General features: G+C 64.8%; 16 protein-coding genes and 1 riboswitch. Of the genes, 5 read left to right on the forward strand and 11 right to left on the reverse strand.

Features of this window, described 5'->3' with window-relative positions; translation table 11 throughout:
* Window positions 1-2: 2 nt before the first annotated feature.
* From V2I08_RS04920 to V2I08_RS04935, 4 genes are all read right to left on the reverse strand, one after another.
* Window positions 3-899: a transglutaminase family protein gene (locus tag V2I08_RS04920; protein ID WP_349634083.1), complete on the reverse strand. Its 897-nt coding sequence runs from the start codon at window positions 897-899 to the stop codon at window positions 3-5.
* A complete protein-coding gene (locus tag V2I08_RS04925) occupies window positions 896-3,370 on the reverse strand; it encodes a circularly permuted type 2 ATP-grasp protein (RefSeq protein WP_349634084.1) in 2,475 nt (824 codons plus the stop codon). The genes V2I08_RS04920 and V2I08_RS04925 overlap by 4 nt, the downstream gene beginning before the upstream one ends.
* Complete coding sequence (locus tag V2I08_RS04930; protein WP_349634085.1) at window positions 3,370-6,732, reverse strand: transglutaminase family protein; 3,363 nt, start codon at window positions 6,730-6,732, stop codon at window positions 3,370-3,372. Before V2I08_RS04930 ends, V2I08_RS04925 begins: the two co-directional genes overlap by 1 nt.
* 63 nt (window positions 6,733-6,795) lie before the next feature.
* Complete coding sequence (locus V2I08_RS04935) at window positions 6,796-7,077, reverse strand: hypothetical protein (protein ID WP_349634086.1); 282 nt, start codon at window positions 7,075-7,077, stop codon at window positions 6,796-6,798.
* Window positions 7,078-7,113: 36 nt separating this feature from the next.
* A riboswitch (TPP riboswitch) is annotated at window positions 7,114-7,223 on the forward strand.
* Between the two features lie 45 nt (window positions 7,224-7,268).
* Here V2I08_RS04935 and thiC point away from each other — a divergent pair.
* Window positions 7,269-9,263, forward strand: a complete 1,995-nt coding sequence (thiC, locus tag V2I08_RS04940; protein WP_349634087.1) for a phosphomethylpyrimidine synthase ThiC — start codon at window positions 7,269-7,271, stop codon at window positions 9,261-9,263.
* A 397-nt stretch (window positions 9,264-9,660) separates the two neighbouring features.
* On the opposite strand, the gene V2I08_RS04945 is transcribed toward thiC, so the two are convergent.
* The 3 genes from V2I08_RS04945 to V2I08_RS04955 form a co-directional block, all read right to left on the reverse strand.
* Window positions 9,661-10,074, reverse strand: coding sequence for a DUF2442 domain-containing protein (locus tag V2I08_RS04945; protein WP_349634088.1), 414 nt, complete (start codon window positions 10,072-10,074; stop codon window positions 9,661-9,663).
* Complete coding sequence (locus tag V2I08_RS04950) at window positions 10,071-10,319, reverse strand: DUF4160 domain-containing protein (protein ID WP_349634089.1); 249 nt, start codon at window positions 10,317-10,319, stop codon at window positions 10,071-10,073. The genes V2I08_RS04945 and V2I08_RS04950 overlap by 4 nt, the downstream gene beginning before the upstream one ends.
* Before the next feature lie 138 nt (window positions 10,320-10,457).
* Entirely contained in the window at window positions 10,458-10,712 is a 255-nt protein-coding gene (locus V2I08_RS04955) for a type II toxin-antitoxin system ParD family antitoxin (RefSeq protein ID WP_349634090.1), read from the reverse strand.
* Between the two features lie 85 nt (window positions 10,713-10,797).
* Between V2I08_RS04955 and V2I08_RS04960 the strand changes: the two genes are divergently transcribed.
* A complete protein-coding gene (locus V2I08_RS04960; RefSeq protein ID WP_081912942.1) occupies window positions 10,798-11,025 on the forward strand; it encodes an AbrB/MazE/SpoVT family DNA-binding domain-containing protein in 228 nt (75 codons plus the stop codon).
* 6 nt (window positions 11,026-11,031) lie between these two features.
* Window positions 11,032-11,439 (forward strand): type II toxin-antitoxin system death-on-curing family toxin, encoded by a 408-nt coding sequence (locus V2I08_RS04965; RefSeq protein ID WP_349634091.1) that lies wholly within the window; start codon window positions 11,032-11,034, stop codon window positions 11,437-11,439.
* A gap of 12 nt (window positions 11,440-11,451) precedes the next feature.
* Here the strand turns inward: V2I08_RS04965 and V2I08_RS04970 are convergent, their stop codons facing one another.
* A complete protein-coding gene (locus tag V2I08_RS04970; RefSeq protein ID WP_037476942.1) occupies window positions 11,452-11,769 on the reverse strand; it encodes a hypothetical protein in 318 nt (105 codons plus the stop codon).
* Between the two features lie 251 nt (window positions 11,770-12,020).
* On the opposite strand from V2I08_RS04970, the gene V2I08_RS04975 reads away from it, so the two are divergent.
* Complete coding sequence (locus V2I08_RS04975; protein ID WP_349634092.1) at window positions 12,021-13,865, forward strand: ABC transporter ATP-binding protein/permease; 1,845 nt, start codon at window positions 12,021-12,023, stop codon at window positions 13,863-13,865.
* A gap of 6 nt (window positions 13,866-13,871) precedes the next feature.
* Here V2I08_RS04975 and V2I08_RS04980 read toward each other — a convergent pair whose 3' ends face one another.
* Complete coding sequence (locus V2I08_RS04980) at window positions 13,872-14,267, reverse strand: acyl-CoA thioesterase (protein ID WP_349634093.1); 396 nt, start codon at window positions 14,265-14,267, stop codon at window positions 13,872-13,874.
* Window positions 14,268-14,369: 102 nt separating this feature from the next.
* The gene (locus tag V2I08_RS04985) at window positions 14,370-16,433 is read right to left on the reverse strand and encodes a S9 family peptidase (RefSeq protein ID WP_349634094.1); all 2,064 of its coding nucleotides are present in this window, start codon (window positions 16,431-16,433) and stop codon (window positions 14,370-14,372) included.
* A gap of 121 nt (window positions 16,434-16,554) precedes the next feature.
* On the opposite strand from V2I08_RS04985, the gene V2I08_RS04990 reads away from it, so the two are divergent.
* Complete coding sequence (locus V2I08_RS04990; protein WP_349634095.1) at window positions 16,555-18,345, forward strand: aminopeptidase P family protein; 1,791 nt, start codon at window positions 16,555-16,557, stop codon at window positions 18,343-18,345.
* Here V2I08_RS04990 and V2I08_RS04995 read toward each other — a convergent pair.
* On the reverse strand, window positions 18,342-18,467 hold the full coding sequence (locus V2I08_RS04995; protein ID WP_349634096.1) for a hypothetical protein: 126 nt from the start codon (window positions 18,465-18,467) through the stop codon (window positions 18,342-18,344). The genes V2I08_RS04990 and V2I08_RS04995 overlap by 4 nt on opposite strands.
* Between the last annotated feature and the right edge of the window lie 12 nt (window positions 18,468-18,479).

An 18,479-nucleotide genomic window follows, 5' to 3' on the forward strand; every position in this document is an offset into this window, starting at 1 on the left:
GGCTACGCCCCTCCCGCCATCTCCTCCTCCGGCACCACATCGACCATCAGGTGCAGGCTTTGCCCGCCGCCGCCCACGAACAGCCCGTCCATCGGCGCGACATCGGCATAGTCGCGGCCCATGGCGACGAAGAGATGCCCCTCGCCGGTGATGACACCATTGGTGGGATCAAAGCCGATCCAGCCGCGCGTCCGTCCGCACCACAGCATGACCCAGGCATGCATCGCATCCGCCCCGATCAGGCGCGGCTTGCCGGGCGGCGGGTAGGTGCGCAGATAGCCGCTGACATAGGCGGCGGGCAGCCCCGCGAGCCGCAGCGCCACGACCATGACATGGGCGAAATCCTGGCACACGCCATGGCGCGCGGCAAAGGCGTCGGCGACTGGGGTGGCTGCGTCGGTGCTGCCCGGTTCGTAGCGAAATTCGGCGCGGATGCGCTGCGCCAGTTCCAGCGCGGCGGCGACGATCGGCCGGTCGGGGGAGAGGCCATCGCCGACCCAGGCACCGATGTCAGCCAACAGCGGCGCGCGCACCGAGGCGTAGAGATAATGGGCAGGCGCGGCCGGGCCCATGTCGCGTTCGGCCAGCGCGGCCTGCGCCACCGCGCCGATGGTCGGATCATCCGCCTGCGGCACGATCGCCCCGCCCTGCACGCCGATGCGGAAGCGGCTTTCGATGGTGAGCTGGCGGATCGGGCTTTCGATCACCAGCCGGGCGACCTGCACCGGCCAGGCACCGGGCCGCGAATCGATGGCCGAGGGCAGCGGATCGACCTCCAGCACATAGTCGGACGTCCATTGGCCCGGCCACGGCGCTGGCCGCAGCCGCAGGTTGAAGCGGGCCAGCCGCATCGGGCTGGCATAGCGCAGGATGGTGCGGTGCCGGACATGGTAGATCATGACAGCAGGTCCATCGTCTCGGTCTTGCGCACTTGCAGGAAATAGCGCTGGCCGATCGCGTCGGACAGGCCAAGCAGCCGGGTTTCGACATCGGCGATATCGGCCATGGTCAGCATGTCGCCGGTCAGCGGCGCGAGCCGCGCGACCAGCGCATCGGCCAGCCGCCTGGGTTCTTCCGGCATGCCATCGGCGCGCAGGGTCGGTAGGGCGGCGACATGGTCGGCGAGCATCGCCGCCTGATAGACGATCGCGCGCGGATTATGCGGTTCCAGCGCGACGAGGTCACGCACCGGCGGCAGCGCGGGGCCAGTCAGGTATCGGGTGCGATAGCTGATCTGGCTGTCCTGCAAATCGAGCAGCACGGTCAGGTCGTCGGCGCTGGCCCCATCGCTGCCGAACAGGCTGACGAGGCGACAGCCATTGATCGCCCGTTCCATGCGGCGGCCCATATCATGGAAGCGCCAGGCTTCGGTGCGCGCCATATTCTCCGCCGCCAGCCCCGACAGCGCGGAAATCCGTTCGATCATGCGGGATGTGGCGTCGAGCAGCGTCTCGGTGACAGCGCCGTCGAAGCGGGGCAGCGGCAGGCGCACCAGCCGCCACACGTCGCTCGCCAGCCGGTCGCGCAGCCCTTCGCCGATATTGGCGACCCGGCCCATCAGCGTCCGCACGCTGCCATCCTGGCTGTTATCGCCCAGTGCGATGGCGCAGAGCGGGCCGACCGCGCCGCGACTGCCGGGGATCGCGCCCCACAGCGCCAGTTGCCCGACCAGCCGCGCCATGGTGGGCGAGGCGAGCGAGGGGCCGATGTCCGCCTCGATCGATCCGCCGACGATGGCGCGGATCAACCGCAGCGTCATTTCAGTGCGCTCGATATAGCGGCCCAGCCAGAAGAGATTGTCCGCCGCCTTGGCCGGCAGCATGCCGCCCACCCGCCGGATCGCGGGCGCGCCGCCCGATCCGAGCAGCGTGTCGGGCGGCACGGGCTGGCTGTCGATGACGCACATGTCGGCCGACATATCGCCCCGGCCCATCAGCGCGGCGCGAATGTCGCCATGGCCCGCAAGGCGCGCGAAAGCGCCCGGCATCACCCGCCATTGGCCGAGCGCATCGCGCGCCACGAACACGCGCAGGGTGAAGGGCAGCGGGGTCAATTGCCCGTCGACGATGGCGGGGGTGGTCGATAATTTCACCACTTCCTGCCCGACATAGTCCATCGGCCGTCGCGCCATCGCGTCGAGCAGGGCGGCGCGCTGATCCTTGTCCAGCGCCGATCCGGGGATGAAATGCGCGTCGGGCAGGCCCGCCACGGTCTGATCGAAGGCGGAACCGACGACCAGTTCGTCCAGTCGCTCGCGCACATAGGCGCGCTCCTTGCCCTGTCCGCACCACCAGGTCGCGATATTGGGCAGGATCAGCTCCTCGCCCAGCACCGCGCGCGCCAGTTGCGGCAGGAAGGCGGCGAAGGCGCGCGATTCGATCACGCCTGCGCCCGGCCAGTTGCTGACCATCAGGCCGCCGCGCGCGCAGGCATCATAAAGGTCGGGCACGCCGATGCGCGACTTGCTGTCGAAGGCGAGCGGGTCGAGGAAGCGGCTGTCCAGCCAGCGCCACAGCCCGTCGATCCGCTTCAACCCCTGGATGGTGCGGACGAACAATTGCCCGTCAGTGACGATCAGATCCTCGCCCTCGACCAGCAACAGGCCAAGATAACGGGCGAGATGCGCCTGTTCGGCATAGCTTTGGTTGAAGCGGCCGGGGGTCAGCAGGCCGATGCGCGGGTCCGACCGGGCGCAATCGGCGGCCAGCCCCCGGCGCAATTCGTCGAAAAAGGGCGCGAGCCGCCGCGTGTTCATCGCGCCCAGCAGATCGCCGGTGGCGCGCGAGAGAGCGAGGCGGTTTTCCAGCGCATAGCCCACCCCCACCGGGGTCCGCACCCGGTCGGACAGCACGCGCCATTCGCCCGCCGGGCCGCGCCCGATGTCGGCGGCGTAGAAATGAAGCTGATGCCCCTGCGGCGGCGGCGCGCCGTTCATGACGCGCCAATAATGGGCGCTGCCGGTCACGATGCTGGCGGGCAGATTGCCGTCGGTGACCAGCGACTGGGTGGAATAAATGTCCGCGATCACCCGTTCGAGCAGGTCGGCGCGCTGGGCGAGGCCGCGTTCGATATGTGCCCATTCGTCCGCGCCGATCAGCAGTGGCACCGGGCCAAGCGGCCAGGCGCGTTCCTGCTCGTCGCCGGTCAGGCGGAACGCCATGCCAAGCTCGATCGCCTGCCGCCCGACATGATCGGCGAGCGTCGCGGGGTCGCCCTGCGCCTGCGCCGACAGCCGTTCCAGCATCGCCCGCCAGCGCGGGGCCATGGCGGGCGATGCATCGGCGAACAAATCCCCCGCCGGTGCGGCGGCGAGATAGGCGTCGGCCCATCCCCCCGCCGCGCCGGGCGGGGCCGCGGCATCGGCGGCCATCACAGCCCCGGTTGTTTGAAGCGCAGGTCCAGCGTCATCGGAAATTCGCTGGCCGTTTCGGCGGCGGGCATGTCGACTTGGCCGGGCGTATGGCCATAATCCTGAAACCGCGCCTTGCGCCGGGCTTCTGCTTCATAGCCGTTGATCGGCAGCGTGTCGTAATTGCGGCCGCCCGGATGCGCGACATGATAGACGCAGCCGCCCAGCGACCGCCCGCTCCAACTGTCCAGCACGTCGAAGGTCAGCGGCGCATTGGCGGGCAGATGGGGGTGGAGGCAATTGGCTGGTGCCCATGCCTTGTAGCGCACGCCGCCGACCGCTTCGCCCGGAACGCCGGTGGCGGTCATCGGTACCTGCCGCCCGTTGCACGCGACGATATGCCGCCCGGCGACCAGACCCGTGGCGCGCACCTGCAATCGTTCGGTCGAACTGTCGACATAGCGTACCGTGCCGCCGATCGCCCCGGTTTCGCCCAGCACGTTCCACGGTTCGAGCGCATGGCTGATCTCTAGGCCGACGCCACCCGCATCGACCGTGCCATGGACGGGGAAGCGGAACTGGCGCTGCGCCTCGAACCAGTTGGGGTCGAAATCATAACCCGCGCCGCGCAGGTCGGACAGGATCTCCAGAAAATCGGCCCAGACGAAATGGGGCAGCATGAAGCGGTCATGCAGCGTCGTACCCCAGCGGACCAGATGGCCCTGCTGCGGTTGCCGCCAGAACCAGGCGGTCAGCGCTCGGAGCAGCAATTGCTGCGCCAGGCTCATGCGCGCTTCGGGCGGCATTTCGAACCCGCGAAACTCCAGCAGGCCGAGCCGCCCGGTGGGACCATCGGGTGAGAACATCTTGTCGATGCAAATCTCGGTGCGATGGGTGTTGCCCGTCACATCGACCAGCAGGTTGCGGAACAGCCGATCGACCAGCCAGGGCGGCGGCAGCTTGTCTTCCCCCTCCCGGATCGGGTCGGGCACCTGCGCCAGCGCAATCTCCAACTCGTACAGGCCATCATGCCGCGCCTCGTCGATGCGCGGCGCCTGGCTCGTCGGGCCGATGCAGAGGCCCGAAAACAGGTAAGAGAGCGAGGGGTGGCGCTGCCAATAGAGGACGAAACTCTTGAGCAGGTCGGGGCGGCGGATGAAGGGCGAGTCATTGAGCGTCGGCCCGCCCAGCACGATATGATTGCCCCCGCCGGTGCCGACCGAGCGGCCGTCGACCATGAATTTGTCGGCGGTCAACTGACATTCGCGGGCATGGTCATAGACCTGCTGGGTGATGTGAACCGTCTCGTCCCAACTGGCGGCGGGCTGGACATTCACTTCGATCACGCCGGGGTCGGGCGTGGCCTTCAGCACGTCGATGCGCGGGTCTGGCGGCGGCGAATAGCCCTCGATCCGCACCGGGATGCGCAGCGCCTCGGCCGCCGCCTCGACCTCGGCGATCAGCTCCAGATAATCTTCCAGCGCCTGCACCGGGGGCAGGAAGACCGAGAGATAATGGCCGCGCGGTTCGACCGTCACGGCGGTCCGCACCGCGCCTTCGATGATGACCTGCTCGACCCGTTCCTGCGCCGCCATGCCGCCTTCGGGACCGGCCACCCGCTGCGACTGTTGCGCGCGCACTTCCTCGACGCTCGCCTGCTCTACGATCTGGGTGCGGAAGTCGGGCAGCGGTTCGCGCGGCTCGCTGGTGTCGCGGGGGTGGATATAGGGATAGTCGGAGGGCGGCACATAGGGCAGCGACCCCAGCGGCAGGCGATAGCCCAGCGCCGAATCGCCCGGCACCGCGAACAGCTTGCCGCGCCGCAACTGCCAGATTTCGCTCTGCCAGCGGGGCTTTGCCACCTGGCTTTGCCAGCGCTGCACCGGCAGCACATAGCCGACCGGCTGGTCGAGGCCGCGCTCGAACGTTTTGACCATCCGCGCGCGCGCTTCGGGATCGCTGATCTTGGGATCATCGGGGCTGGCGTTGATCGGCAGGTCGGCTTCCTTGACCGCCCAGACCGCCGGATCTTCATAGACCGCATGGGTATATTCGTCGGTAAAGCCCATATTCCCGGCCATATGGCTCAGGAACGCGCGGGCATCTTCAGCCGTCACCATGCGCGCGCCATCGGGCGCATCGTCGGGCGCGATCAGACTTTCGTCACGCCAGATCGGCGTGCCATCCTTGCGCCAATAGACCGCATAGGCCCAGCGCGGCAGGCTTTCGCCCGGATACCATTTGCCCTGCCCATGATGCAGCAGACCGCCCGGCGCAAAGGTCGCACGCAGCTTGCGGATCAGCCGGTCGGCATAGGCCGCCTTGGTCGGCCCCACCGCATCGCCATTCCATTCGCCCGCATCGCCGCCGTCGACCGCCACGAAGGTCGGCTCGCCCCCGGTGGTCAGGCGCACATCTTGGCGCTTCAAATCGGCATCGACTTGTGCGCCCAGCGCCATCACCGCGTCCCAGCGGCTGTCGGTAAAGGGCTTGGTGATCCGCACCGCTTCGGCAATGCGGCTGACGTTCATTGCAAATTCGAAATCGACTTCGGCGGGTTCGGCCATGCCGCTGATCGGCGCGGCGGACTTGTAATGCGGCGTCGCGCAGAGCGGGATATGCCCTTCGCCCGCGAACATGCCGCTGGTGGCGTCCAGCGCCACCCAGCCTGCGCCCGGCACATAGGCCTCCGCCCAGGCGTGGAGGTCGACGACATCCTGCGTCACGCCCTTTGGCCCTTCGATCGGCTCGACATCGGCGACGAGCTGGATCGAATAGCCCGACACGAAACGCGCGGCAAAGCCGAGGCGGCGTAGCAATTGCACCAGCAACCAGGCGGAATCGCGGCACGACCCGGTGCCGATTTCCAGCGTCTCTTCCGGCGTCTGGACGCCCGCTTCCATGCGGATGACATAGCCGACCTGTTGTTGCAGGCGGCGGTTCACCTCCACCAGGAAATCGACCGTCCGGCTTTGAAAACCATCATATTGCGCCACCATCGCGTCGAATATCGGCCCCTGCGGTTCGATGTCGAAATAGGCGGCAAGGTCGGTCTTTAGCTGATCGTCATAGGCGAAGGGGTAGGTCTCCGCATAAGGCTCCACGAAGAAATCGAACGGATTGATGATGTCGAGGTCCGCGAGCAGATCGACCTGGATGCGGAAATGGTCGACCGGATCGGGAAACACCACGCGCGCCAGCCAGTTGCCGTGCGGGTCTTGCTGCCAGTTCAGAAAATGGTTCGCCGGTTCGATCTTCAGCGCATAATTGGGGACTTTGGTCCGGCTATGCGGCGCGGGGCGCAGGCGGATGACCTGTGGCCCCAGGCGGATCGGGCGATTGTAACGATAGGCGGTGAGGTGGTGGAGTGCGGCTTTGAGCATGGCCGCGATCAAACGCTACCCCCTGCTGCAATGCAACAGCCAATCGCGCGGGCCGTGCAGATTCTAGCCGGTGCCCAACCGTCCGCGCCGATAACGCCGCCGCAGCACCGCCCCCGCGATCAGCAACGGCGTCGCCATCAGCATCAACGCCATGCCGATCAGGCTGGGCGACCAGCCCAGGATGCTGTGCAGACCAAAGGCGGACGGCGCGAGCCACAGCAGAAATCCGCCGGTCAGCAGCCACAGGCCCCAGCGACGCGGCCGCACCGCGACCATGCGATATTCATGCCGCCAAGCCTTGCGGCCTTCCTTGGTCGACAGATCGGGGGCGGGGTGAATGGACATAGGGGCTGGACTCATGCCGCGAACAGCTTACCCTGTCCAGCATCCCCGGGGGACCGTCCGCAGACGGTTGAGAGGCAGCTATGTGGCTGCGACCCGTTGAACCTGATCCGGCTAACACCGGCGTAGGGAGGGTCAGCGCGCCGTCACACCGCCCGCCGTCACTCTCTTTCGCCCATGAAGGAGAGACAATTATGGCAGATGTTCCCGCCCGCACCGAAATCGGCGTCACCACTGGCCCCATCAGGGGATCACGCAAGATCCATGTCGGTCCGCTCAACGTCGCGATGCGCGAAATCACGCTGGAGCCGGGCAGCGGCGAAGCGCCGGTGCGCGTCTATGACACGTCCGGCCCCTATACCGATCCCGCCGCGCAGATCGACATTCGCGCGGGACTGCCGACGCTGCGTCACGACTGGATCGTCGGGCGGGGCGATGTGGAGGAATATGCCGCGCGGGAGGTGCGGCCGGAAGATAATGGACTGAAAGGCCCGGATCGTAGCGGCGGCGTCGCCCAATTCCCGCTCGGCACCCGTCGCCCCCTGCGCGCCAAGGCGGGCGCCAATGTCAGCCAGATGCATTATGCCCGACGCGGCATCATCACGCCGGAAATGGAATATGTCGCGGAGCGCGAAAATCTGGGCCGCGCGCGCCTTTCCGAATATGTCCGCGACGGGCAGGATTGGGGCGCGGACATCCCCGACTATGTGACGCCCGAATTTGTGCGCGACGAAGTGGCGCGCGGCCGGGCGATCATCCCCAGCAACATCAACCATCCCGAATCCGAACCGATGGCGATCGGCCGCAATTTCCTGGTCAAGATCAACGCCAATATCGGCAACAGCGCGGTCGCGTCCGACGTCGCCGCCGAAGTCGACAAGCTGGTCTGGTCGATCCGCTGGGGCGCGGACACGGTGATGGACCTGTCCACCGGCCGCAACATCCACGACACGCGCGAATGGATCATCCGCAATTCGCCCGTGCCGATCGGCACCGTGCCCATCTATCAAGCGCTCGAAAAGGTCGGCGGCGTCGCCGAAGATCTGAATTGGGAGATTTTCCGCGACACGCTGATCGAACAGGCCGAACAGGGCGTCGATTATTTCACCATCCATGCAGGCGTGCGCCTCCCCTATATCCCGATGACCGCCAAGCGCGTGACCGGCATCGTGTCGCGCGGCGGGTCGATCATGGCGAAATGGTGCCTCGCCCATCATCGCGAGAGCTTCCTCTACGAGCGGTTCGACGAAATCAGCGAGATCATGAAGGCCTATGACATCGCCTATTCGCTGGGCGATGGCCTGCGTCCCGGTTCGATCGCCGACGCCAATGACGAAGCGCAATTTGCCGAACTTTATACGCTGGGCGAACTGACCAAGCGCGCCTGGGAACAGGATGTGCAGGTTATGATCGAGGGGCCGGGCCATGTGCCCATGCACAAGATCAAGCAGAATATGGAAAAGCAGCTCGAAGCCTGCGGCGAAGCGCCTTTCTATACATTGGGGCCGCTCACCACCGACATCGCGCCGGGCTATGACCATATCACCTCAGGCATCGGCGCGGCCATGATCGGCTGGTACGGCACGGCGATGCTTTGCTATGTCACGCCCAAGGAGCATCTGGGCCTGCCCGACCGCGATGACGTGAAGGTCGGCGTGGTGACCTACAAACTCGCCGCCCATGCCGCTGACCTCGCCAAGGGGCATCCGGCGGCGAAGGTGCGCGATGATGCGCTCAGCCGCGCGCGGTTCGAGTTCCGTTGGAGGGACCAGTTCAACCTGAGTTTGGACCCCGACACGGCGGAGCAATATCACGACCAGACGCTCCCCGCGGAAGGCGCGAAAAGCGCGCATTTCTGCTCGATGTGCGGCCCCAAATTCTGCTCGATGAAGATCACGCAGGAGGTCCGCGATTTCGCGGCGAAGCAGAATCAGGAAGCTGATGCGTTTATCGCCGCCAATCCTCCCCGGAACGGGGAGGGGGGCGTAGCGGCGACCAGCGACTTGCCGGGGGCAAGTCGCAGCCGCGAAGCCGGCTCGCAAGGCGAGCCGTTGGCGCAGCCAACTGGTGGAGGGGGTGTGCCCCTGGACCCCGCCTCCGCCGAACAGGGCATGGCGGAGATGAGCAAGGTGTTCAGGGAAACGGGGAGTGAACTGTATATGGGCGCTGGGGATCGGGAGCGGGATTAATACCCCGCCTTCTAATTATTTGGAGGTGCAGTAACAGTACAAATTTCCGCTCAATGCGGCCAAATTTTCAGCCTAACCAATCGTCAATCTGTTTCCCGGAAATGTACACTTTGTCAAAAGTGCCATTTTCATAGATGTGAATTACTTTTTCGACCTTAAATAGATGGTGATCTTGCTCATATGTATAGTCTATTATATCACCTATTCTTGGTATAATTTCCATTTCAGTTTTAATGTCGTGAGAAATTCCACTGTGTCGCATCTCTACATACGTCATGATAAATTTCACCCTTAAAATTCATGCTTGAAATGTCATGATCAATTCCGTCAATATTCGATTATCCAATCATTGGCGAGAATTTTTGGATTGCAGGGGTAGCGCTATCCTCATCAATTCTCACCCCACCTTCTTCGGCCGCCCACCCTTCGCCCCATTTGCCCGCGCCGCCGCTGCCTTGGCAGGCGATGTCACGCTGCCCGCACGCCGCGCCAGCTCGCGCATCCAGGCCTTGGTGCCGAAGGATCCGGCCATCAGCGCCGGGACGGAAAGGTCCACGTCCAGCGCTTCCCAATGCAGGCCAAAGCCCGCGCCCGCAATCTCCACCTCTGCCAGTTGATCGGGCGTGGCCGCTTCCAACCCTTGCCCCAGGCCGGGCGGAAAGGCGAAGGTTGCGCCGCTGGCTAGGTCGACGATGATGCGCGCCGCCTTGCGGTCATAGCGCGCGGCCAGCGCGCGGGGTTCGTTGGCCAGCGCGTCCCGGCCCCGCGCCTCTGCCGCCTCGATCTGCGTATCGGACCAGTGATCCGTCATTCCTCATCTCCATGTATCGCCCGCCAGGCCGACATAAATTCGGCCTGCCGCTCCAGCACCACATCCATCGCCCGCCTGCGATCCGCCGCTTTCATGCCGATCGCATATATGAGTTGGGGCAGTGCGCCATCCGGCGACAGCGCGACCTTCAACTCGCCATTGCCCAGCACATGGACATGCGGCGGCTCATGATCGTGCGTGTAGATGACGAAGCGCATGCCATGCGCACGATGGATCGTGACCATGGCGATAAATAACCTATCTGTTGGGTTATTTCAAGCAGGTAGGGAGATCATCGAGCTACTACCCGCCGTTACGCAACTCGCGCCGCGATGATCCCCAATCAAAAATGCCGCGCCGGGTCTTCGCCCTGATACGCAGTATCATCCCGCGCGTGATTGGGCGGCCCGCCGGGCGCGACCGTCAGCGATGATGTCGGCGATGGTCGCGTCGGTTTCCGGCGACGCCAGCCCCTCTTCGATCGCGGCGCGCAGAGCGCGGCGCCTTTCCTCCGCCTCCTGCTCGCGCCGAACCAGATCGCGGACATAATCGCTGCTGCTGCTGTAGCGGCCTTCGGCGACGCGGGCCTCTATCCAGCTTTTGAGGCCATCGGGCAGGGAGATATTCATCTGTGCCATGGCTATAATAGCTACAATATTGCGCTAATATTGACAAGAAGCGTGGCCATTGCACCCCTGCTGCCAGCCATGTTATAACGCCCGTATGAACATGCCCCTCAAAATCACCAAGATCGGCAACAGCGCCGGAGTCATCCTGCCCAAGGAATTGCTGGCGCAGTTGCGCGTCGGGCCGGGGGATATGCTCTATGTTACCGAGTCGCCCGACGGCGTGCGCCTGACCGCGGCCAATCCGGACTTTGAATCGAAGATGGACCTGGCCGAGCAGATCATGCGCGAGGATCGCGACATATTGCGCGTGCTGGCGAAGTAGACGGCCATGGTGGAAAGCGGCGAGCAGCGCCGCGAGCCGGTGTGGATCGAAAAGCCCGTCGCGCTCGCCATCCATGACCGCCAACTGGCCGAACATGGCGGTGGCACCGGCGTTCGCGATGACGGTTTGCTTGAGTCCGCCCTGGCGCGGCCGCTTAACCAATGGACTTATGGCGAAGAGGATCGCTGCCAACTGGCCGCCGCTTATGCTTTCGGCGTCGTTCGCAACCACCCTTTCGTCGATGGCAACAAGCGCACCGGCTGGGTGCTGGCGCGCTTGTTTCTGGCGCTCAACGGCGTTGCCCTAAGTTTCGACGCGAGCGACGCGACCCGCACCATGCTGGACTTCGCCGCCGGCGATCTGGGCGAAGCGGACCTTGCCGACTGGTTCCGCCAGCACCTCGCCCCCGCCTGACCGCGCCTGCCCTTACCCCCGCTCGCGCGCCTTGATCTTGCGCACGTCGGCGAGCTGCCCCATCAAAATCGCCAGCGCGTCGCGTTCCGGCTGGGGCAGGTCCGTCGTGTCGAAATGGCGGATCAATATTTCGAGCGCGTCGCCGATGCGGCCGATCTGGCGGCCATAGCTGCCGACTTCGTCCAGCACCGTGCGTTCGATGTCGGGGCGCGCCGTCTGCCCCAGGGTGATGTTGACGAGGCCGATCTGCCCGCCATTTTGCGTCCAATAAAGCGGGTTGATCGCCTGCCACAATTTTTCGGGTGCCAGCGCCATGGTGAAGGGTTGCATCGGGCCGTCCTTCGCTCGTTCGAGACGAACCGAAAGCTGCCATGACGAACGCGCCCGCGCAAGCGCGCTGTCCTACCGGCCGCGACGCTGCTATGCTCCCGTCTTACCTTTGCGATAGGATCAAGGCGGCGCAACATACTATCGCAATGTGCGGGAAAAGTGCGAAGTTAAGGAATTGAAGCCGCCTGTCCTTCGGCCCGCTCCCCCCTTGCCACTGGACCGCCCGGCCATAAGCCCTACATAGCAGGCCCATGCCTCCCGAAACGCCCGAAACCGCTCCCTTGCCGCCCGTCTGGGCGACCTTCCGCCGCTTCCTGCCCTATTTGTGGCCGGCCGATGCGCCCGCGCTGCGTCGCCGCGTCGCCATCGCCATGCTGCTGGTGCTGCTGGCCAAGCTCATCAGCATCGCCATGCCCTTTGCCTATAAGGGCGTGATCGACCGGATGGCACCGGGCATGGAACCAGCGGTGGGCCTCGCGATGGCGCTGGTGCTGGTCTATGCCGGTGCGCGGTTCAGCGCGGTGCTGTTCGACAATCTGCGCAATGCCGTGTTCGAAAAGGTCGGGCAGGAGGCGAGCCGTCGCTTGGCCGATGACGTGTTCGTCCATCTCCACCGCCTGTCGCTGCGCTTCCACCTCGATCGGCGCACCGGCGCGGTCACCAAGATCGTCGAGCGCGGCACGAAGAGCATCGACACGATGCTCTATTTCCTGCTGTTCAACATCGCCCCCACCATCATCGAGCTGGTCGCGGTCTGTGCGATCTTCCTGTTCAAATTCGGCTGGGGGCTGGTCGCCGCGACGCTCGTCATGGTGGTCGCCTATATCTGGTTCACCCGTACCGTGACCGAATGGCGCAACCAGCTGCGCCGCGACATGGTGGACATGGACACCAGCGCCGTCGCCCACGCGGTCGACAGCCTGCTGAATTTCGAAACGGTCAAATATTTCGGCGCAGAACAGCGCGAGGCCGACCGCTATAGCGGGGCGATGCGCCGTTATGCCAAGGCCGCGATCAAGAGCGAGAACAGCCTTGCCTGGCTCAATGTCGGCCAGTCGCTGATCACCAACCTGATGATGGCAGGCGCGATGGCCTATAGCGTCTGGGGCTGGAGCGTCGGCCAGTTCACCACCGGCGACGTGGTGCTGGTCAATACGCTGCTCGCCCAGCTTTTCCGCCCGCTCGACCTGCTCGGCATGGTCTATCGCACCATCCGTCAGGGGCTGATCGACATGGAGGCGATGTACACGCTGATCGACACCCAGGCCGAAGTCGCCGATGTGCCGGACGCGACCGTGCTACGGGCACCAGGCGGCGCGGTGCGGTTCGATCATGTCCGCTTCGGCTATGACCCGGAGCGGGAGATATTGCATGACGTCAGCTTCGAGGTGCCCGCCGGGCATACGCTGGCGATCGTCGGGCCTTCGGGCGCGGGCAAGTCCACCATCGCGCGCATCCTGTTCCGATTCTACGATATCCAGTCGGGCCAGGTGACGATCGACGGGCAGGATATCGCCAAGGTGACCCAGGCCTCGCTGCGCGCCGCGATCGGCATCGTGCCGCAGGACATGGTGCTGTTCAACGACACGGTCGGCTACAACATCGGCTATGGCCGCGAAGGCGCGAGCCAGGACGAGATCGAAGCCGCCGCCAAGGCCGCGTCGATCCACGACTTCATCCTCAGCCTGCCCAAAGGCTATGACACCCGCGTCGGCGAACGCGGCCTCAAGCTGTCGGGCGGCGAAAAGCAGCGCGTGGCGATCGCGCGGACATTGCTCAAAGACCCACCCTTGCTGGTGCTGGACGAAGCGACCAGCGCGCTCGACAGCCGCACGGAGACGGAAATCCAGACCGTGCTGCGCGACATCAGCCGCAAGCGCACGACGCTGGTGGTGGCGCATCGCCTGTCCACCGTGGTCGATGCCGAAGAGATTATCGTGCTGGACCAGGGCCGCATCGTGGAGCGCGGCCGCCACGCTGATCTGGTGCGCGCCGACGGCCTCTACGCGCTGATGTGGAACCGGCAGGCGAGCGAACGGGAAGCGCAGCCGGGCGAGGCGGGGATTGGCGATGTGTTTGAGGTGGTGGTGCCTTAAGGCGGCTCAATCCACGAAGTTCGCCGCCACCTCCGGCGGCACGCGCAGGATGCGGCCGGTGGCCTTGTCGATGATCGCCCATGTGGATTTGGCCGCGACCTTCACCTTGCCGTCGGCACCTGTAAATTCCATCATCCGGTCGAAGCGCGCGCCGCGCGGCGCTTGGGGAATCCAGGTGCGCGCGGTGACGCTTTCGCCCGCCGTCACATTGCCGCGATAGTCGATCTCGTGCCGGGTCACGACCCAGATATAGGCATTGACATGGGCCGGGTCGGCATCGCGGTTCCAATGCTCGACCGACACCCGCTCCATCCACTGGACCCAGACCGCGTTGTTCACATGGCCAAGGATGTCGATGTCGTCGGGGGTGGCGGTGATCTGGCAGGTGTAGCTGGATGGCATGATTCTATCCCCCGTTCGCCCTGAGCTTGTCGAAGGGGCTTTCTTGGAAGAAAGAAAGAGGCTTCGACAGGCTCAGCCCGAACGGGTGAGAGTTTGGCCCTTTCACGCCTCGACCACCCCCAATTGCCACAGCAGAAACGCAAATTCCTCTGCCGTCTCGTGCAGGCTCTCGAACCGGCCCGACTTGCCGCCATGGCCTGCGCCCATATTGGTCTTGAGCAGCAGGATATTGTCGTCGGTCTTGTTCGCGCGCAGCTTCGCCACCCATTTGGCCGGTTCCCAATAGGTGACGCGCGGATCGTTGAGGCCCGCCGTCACCATCAAGGGTGGATAAGCCTGCGCCGTCACATTATTATAGGGATCATAGCCCAAAATCGTTTCGAACGCCGCCTTGTCCGTAATCGGATTGCCCCATTCGGGCCATTCGCCCGGCGTCAGCGGCAGCGTTTCGTCCAGCATCGTGTTGAGCACATCGACAAAGGGCACATGCGCCACCACCGCCCCCCACAGGTCGGGGTCGGAGTTGATCACCGCGCCCATCAGCTCGCCGCCGGCCGATCCGCCCGAAATGCCGATCTTGCCCGCCGCCGTATAGCCAAGGTCGATCAGCCCCTTCGCGACATCCACGAAATCGGTGAAGGTGTTGGTGCGTTTGTCGAGCTTGCCGTCCAGATACCATTGTTGGCCAAGGTCATCGCCGCCGCGAATATGCGCCAGAGCAAACACCATGCCGCGATCCAGCAGCGACAGCCGCCCGGTCGAAAAGCCCGGCTCCATCGCCAGCCCATAGGCGCCATAGCCGTAGAGATGCAGCGGTGCGCTGCTATCACGGGGCAGTTCCTTGGGGTAGACGATCGACACCGGGATCGCGGTGCCGTCGCGCGCCGGGATCATCAGCCGTTCGGTCGTGTAGCGGCTGGCATCATAGCCCGACGGAATGGCCTGCACCTTCAACTCTTCGAGCCGTCCGTCGTCGAGATGATAATCATAGATGGTGTCGGGCGTGACCATCGATTCATAGCCGATGCGCAGCTTCGTCACATCATATTCGGGATTATCGTCCAACCCCGCGCAATAGCTGGCTTCGGGGAAGGGGATACGCTTGGGCGTGTGGGTGGCGTAATCGCGCAGTTCGATCTGGTCGAGGCCATCCTGCCGCCCTTCGGTGACGTAGAAACGCTGGAACAGGGTGAAGTCGGTCAGGTAGAAATGATCGTCGGGCGCAATCACCTGCGTCCACTGGTCCGGCGCGTCGAGCGAGGCCGTCACCAGCCGGAAATTGGGGTGGGCATCGTTGGTGCGGATGTAGAGCGTGCCCTCATGCTCATCGACATCATATTCGCGGCCCGGTTGGCGAGGGGCGACCAGGATCGGGTCGGCCAAAGGATTGTCGGCAGGGATCAGCCAGGCTTCGGTCGTCACATGGTCGCCGGTGGCGATGACGATCCATTTTTCCGACGACGTGAGGCCGACCGAGACGCGGAAGCCCTCATCATCTTCATGGAAAAGTTCGACATCGCTTGTCACGCTCTGGCCCAGCCAGTGGAGCCGCGTATTGTCCGTGCGCCAATTATCATTGGCGATGCCGTAGAGCAGCCCCTTGCTGTCGCTGGTCCACACCAAAGATGATAGCGTGTCGGGGATGATTTCGGGCAGAATCTCGCCGTTCAGCAGATCCTTGATCCGCGCTTCGAACCGTTCGGAGCCGTTGGTGTCGATCGCATAGGCGAGATAGCGGCCATCGGGGCTGACCGACATCGCGCCCAGCCGGAAATAGTCATGCCCCTGCGCCAGCGCGGTTTCGTCCAGGATCAGCTGATCCGGCCCGCCCGCCACGGGCTTGCGATACCATTTGCGATATTGCGCGCCGATTTCGAAGGCGCGCCAATAGATATAGTCGCCATCCTTCTGCGGCACCGACTGGTCGTCTTCCTTGATCCGCCCCTTCATCTCGGCGAACAGCGTGTCGGTCAGCGCCTTGTGCGGGGCCATCGCCGCTTCGAAATAGCGGTTCTCCTGCTCCAGATAGTCCAGCACTTGTTTGTCCGTCACCTCCGGATAGCCGGGGTCGCGCAGCCAGGCATAATCGTCGGTCAGGGTGATGCCATGATGGGTGAAGCTGTGCGGACGACGGGCGGCAACGGGCGGCTGGGAAAGATCGGTCATTCAGTGTCCATATATGATCGGGTCGATGTGATCTGGTCGGCGGCGCTGGCATAAGCGCCTTTGCCTGCTTATGTTGTCGCCTTTGCGGCCTGCGCAAGGGCCGATAGACAAGGAAGCATGAATGTCCACCTATGAAGACCGGCTGAAGGCGCTGCGCGCGCAGTTGGTGCGGGACCGGCTCGATGGTTTCGTCGTGCCACTGACCGACGAGCATATGAGCGAATATGTCGGCGCCTATGCGCAGCGGTTGGCGTGGCTGACCGGGTTTCAGGGGTCGGCGGGCAGCGCGGTGGTGTTGCCGGAACAGGCGGCGATCTTCACCGACGGCCGCTATACGCTCCAGGTTCGCGAGCAGGTGGACGGAGCGCATTGGGCCTATGAAAGCGTGCCGCAGACCTCGATCGCCGACTGGCTGGGCACGCATGCGCCCAAGGGCGGCCGGATCGGCTATGATCCCTGGCTGCATACCAGCGCCTGGGTGAAAGCGGCGAGCGCTGCACTAGCGAAGAAGGGCGCGACATTGGTCGCGGTCGACACCAACCCGATCGACGCGGTCTGGCCCGACCGGCCCGCGCCCAGCGCCGCACGGCTGGTGGTGCATGAGGATCGCTTTGCCGGTCGCAGCGCCGCCGACAAAAGGCAGGCGATCGCCGACTGGCTGGTCGAGACGGGCGCGGACGCCGCGGTGCTGTCCGCACTCGATTCGATCGCCTGGGCTTTCAACATCCGAGGCAAGGATGTCGATCGTACGCCCGTAGCGCTCGCCTATGCGATCATCCATGCCGATGCGACCGCCGACCTCTATGTCGCGCCCGAAAAGATGGACGAAGCCGTGACCCAGCATCTGGGCAATGCGGTGCGGGTCAGCGACGGTGTGAACTTCGCCGGTGCGTTGCGGGATTTTGCCGGAAAGACGGTGGTCGCCGACCCCGAACGGGCGGTCGCCGCGATCTTCGACGCGCTGGAACAGGGCGGCGCAACCGTGCTGCCGCTGCGCGACCCGGCAGTGCTGCCCAAGGCGATCAAGAACGACGTGGAGATTGCCGGGCACAAGGCCGCGCAGGCGCGCGATGGTGCTGCGCTCAGCCGCTTCCTCCATTGGGTGTCTGTCGAAGCGCCCAAGGGTGGCCTCACGGAGATGTCCGCCGCCGACCGGCTGGAAGCCTTCCGCAAAGACACCGGCCTGCTCGAAGACCTCTCGTTCGACACGATCAGCGGCGCGGGACCGAACGGCGCGGTGGTCCATTACCGGGTCGAGGACAAAACCAACCGCCCGATCGAGACGGGCACGCTCTATCTGGTCGATTCGGGCGGCCAATATTGCGACGGCACCACCGACGTCACCCGCACGCTGGCAATCGGCACGCCGACCCGCGAGATGCAGGAACGGTTTACGCTGGTGTTGAAGGGCCATGTGGCTTTGGCGCGGGCGGTGTTCCCGGTGGGGACGCGCGGCGGCCAGCTCGACGTGCTTGCGCGGCAATATCTGTGGGCACAGGGGCTGGATTATGCCCATGGCACCGGCCATGGCGTCGGCAGCTTCCTGTCGGTGCATGAAGGGCCGCAGCGGATCGCGACCTTCGGCGGCGGCGACGAGCCGTTGCAGGCGGGGATGATCCTGTCCAACGAGCCGGGCTATTACAAGACCGGCGCATATGGCATCCGCATCGAAAATCTGGTGCTGGTCGAGGAACGCGCCGTGCCGGGCGCGGAAAAGCCGATGCTGGGGTTCGAAACACTGACCTTCGCGCCGATCGACCGGGCGCTGATCGCTACGGACATGCTGAGCGTGGAAGAGCAGGCGTGGATCGACCGCTATCATGCCCAGGTGCTGGACGTGGTCGGGCCGCAATTGGAGGGCGATGCGCTGGCGTGGCTCAAGGCGGCCTGCGCGCCGCTGACGGCGGGTTAATCCTTGGCGGGATCGGGCGCGAGGGCAGGTGGCGTCTCCCGCGCCTGCGCCTTGCGACGGCGCAGATTGTCGCGCAACGCCTGCGCCAGTCGCGCCTTTTTGTCATCCTGTGTCTCGGCCATGCCGACGTCCTA

The organism is Sphingobium sp. MK2, assembly GCF_040170545.1.
Lineage (GTDB): Bacteria > Pseudomonadota > Alphaproteobacteria > Sphingomonadales > Sphingomonadaceae > Sphingobium.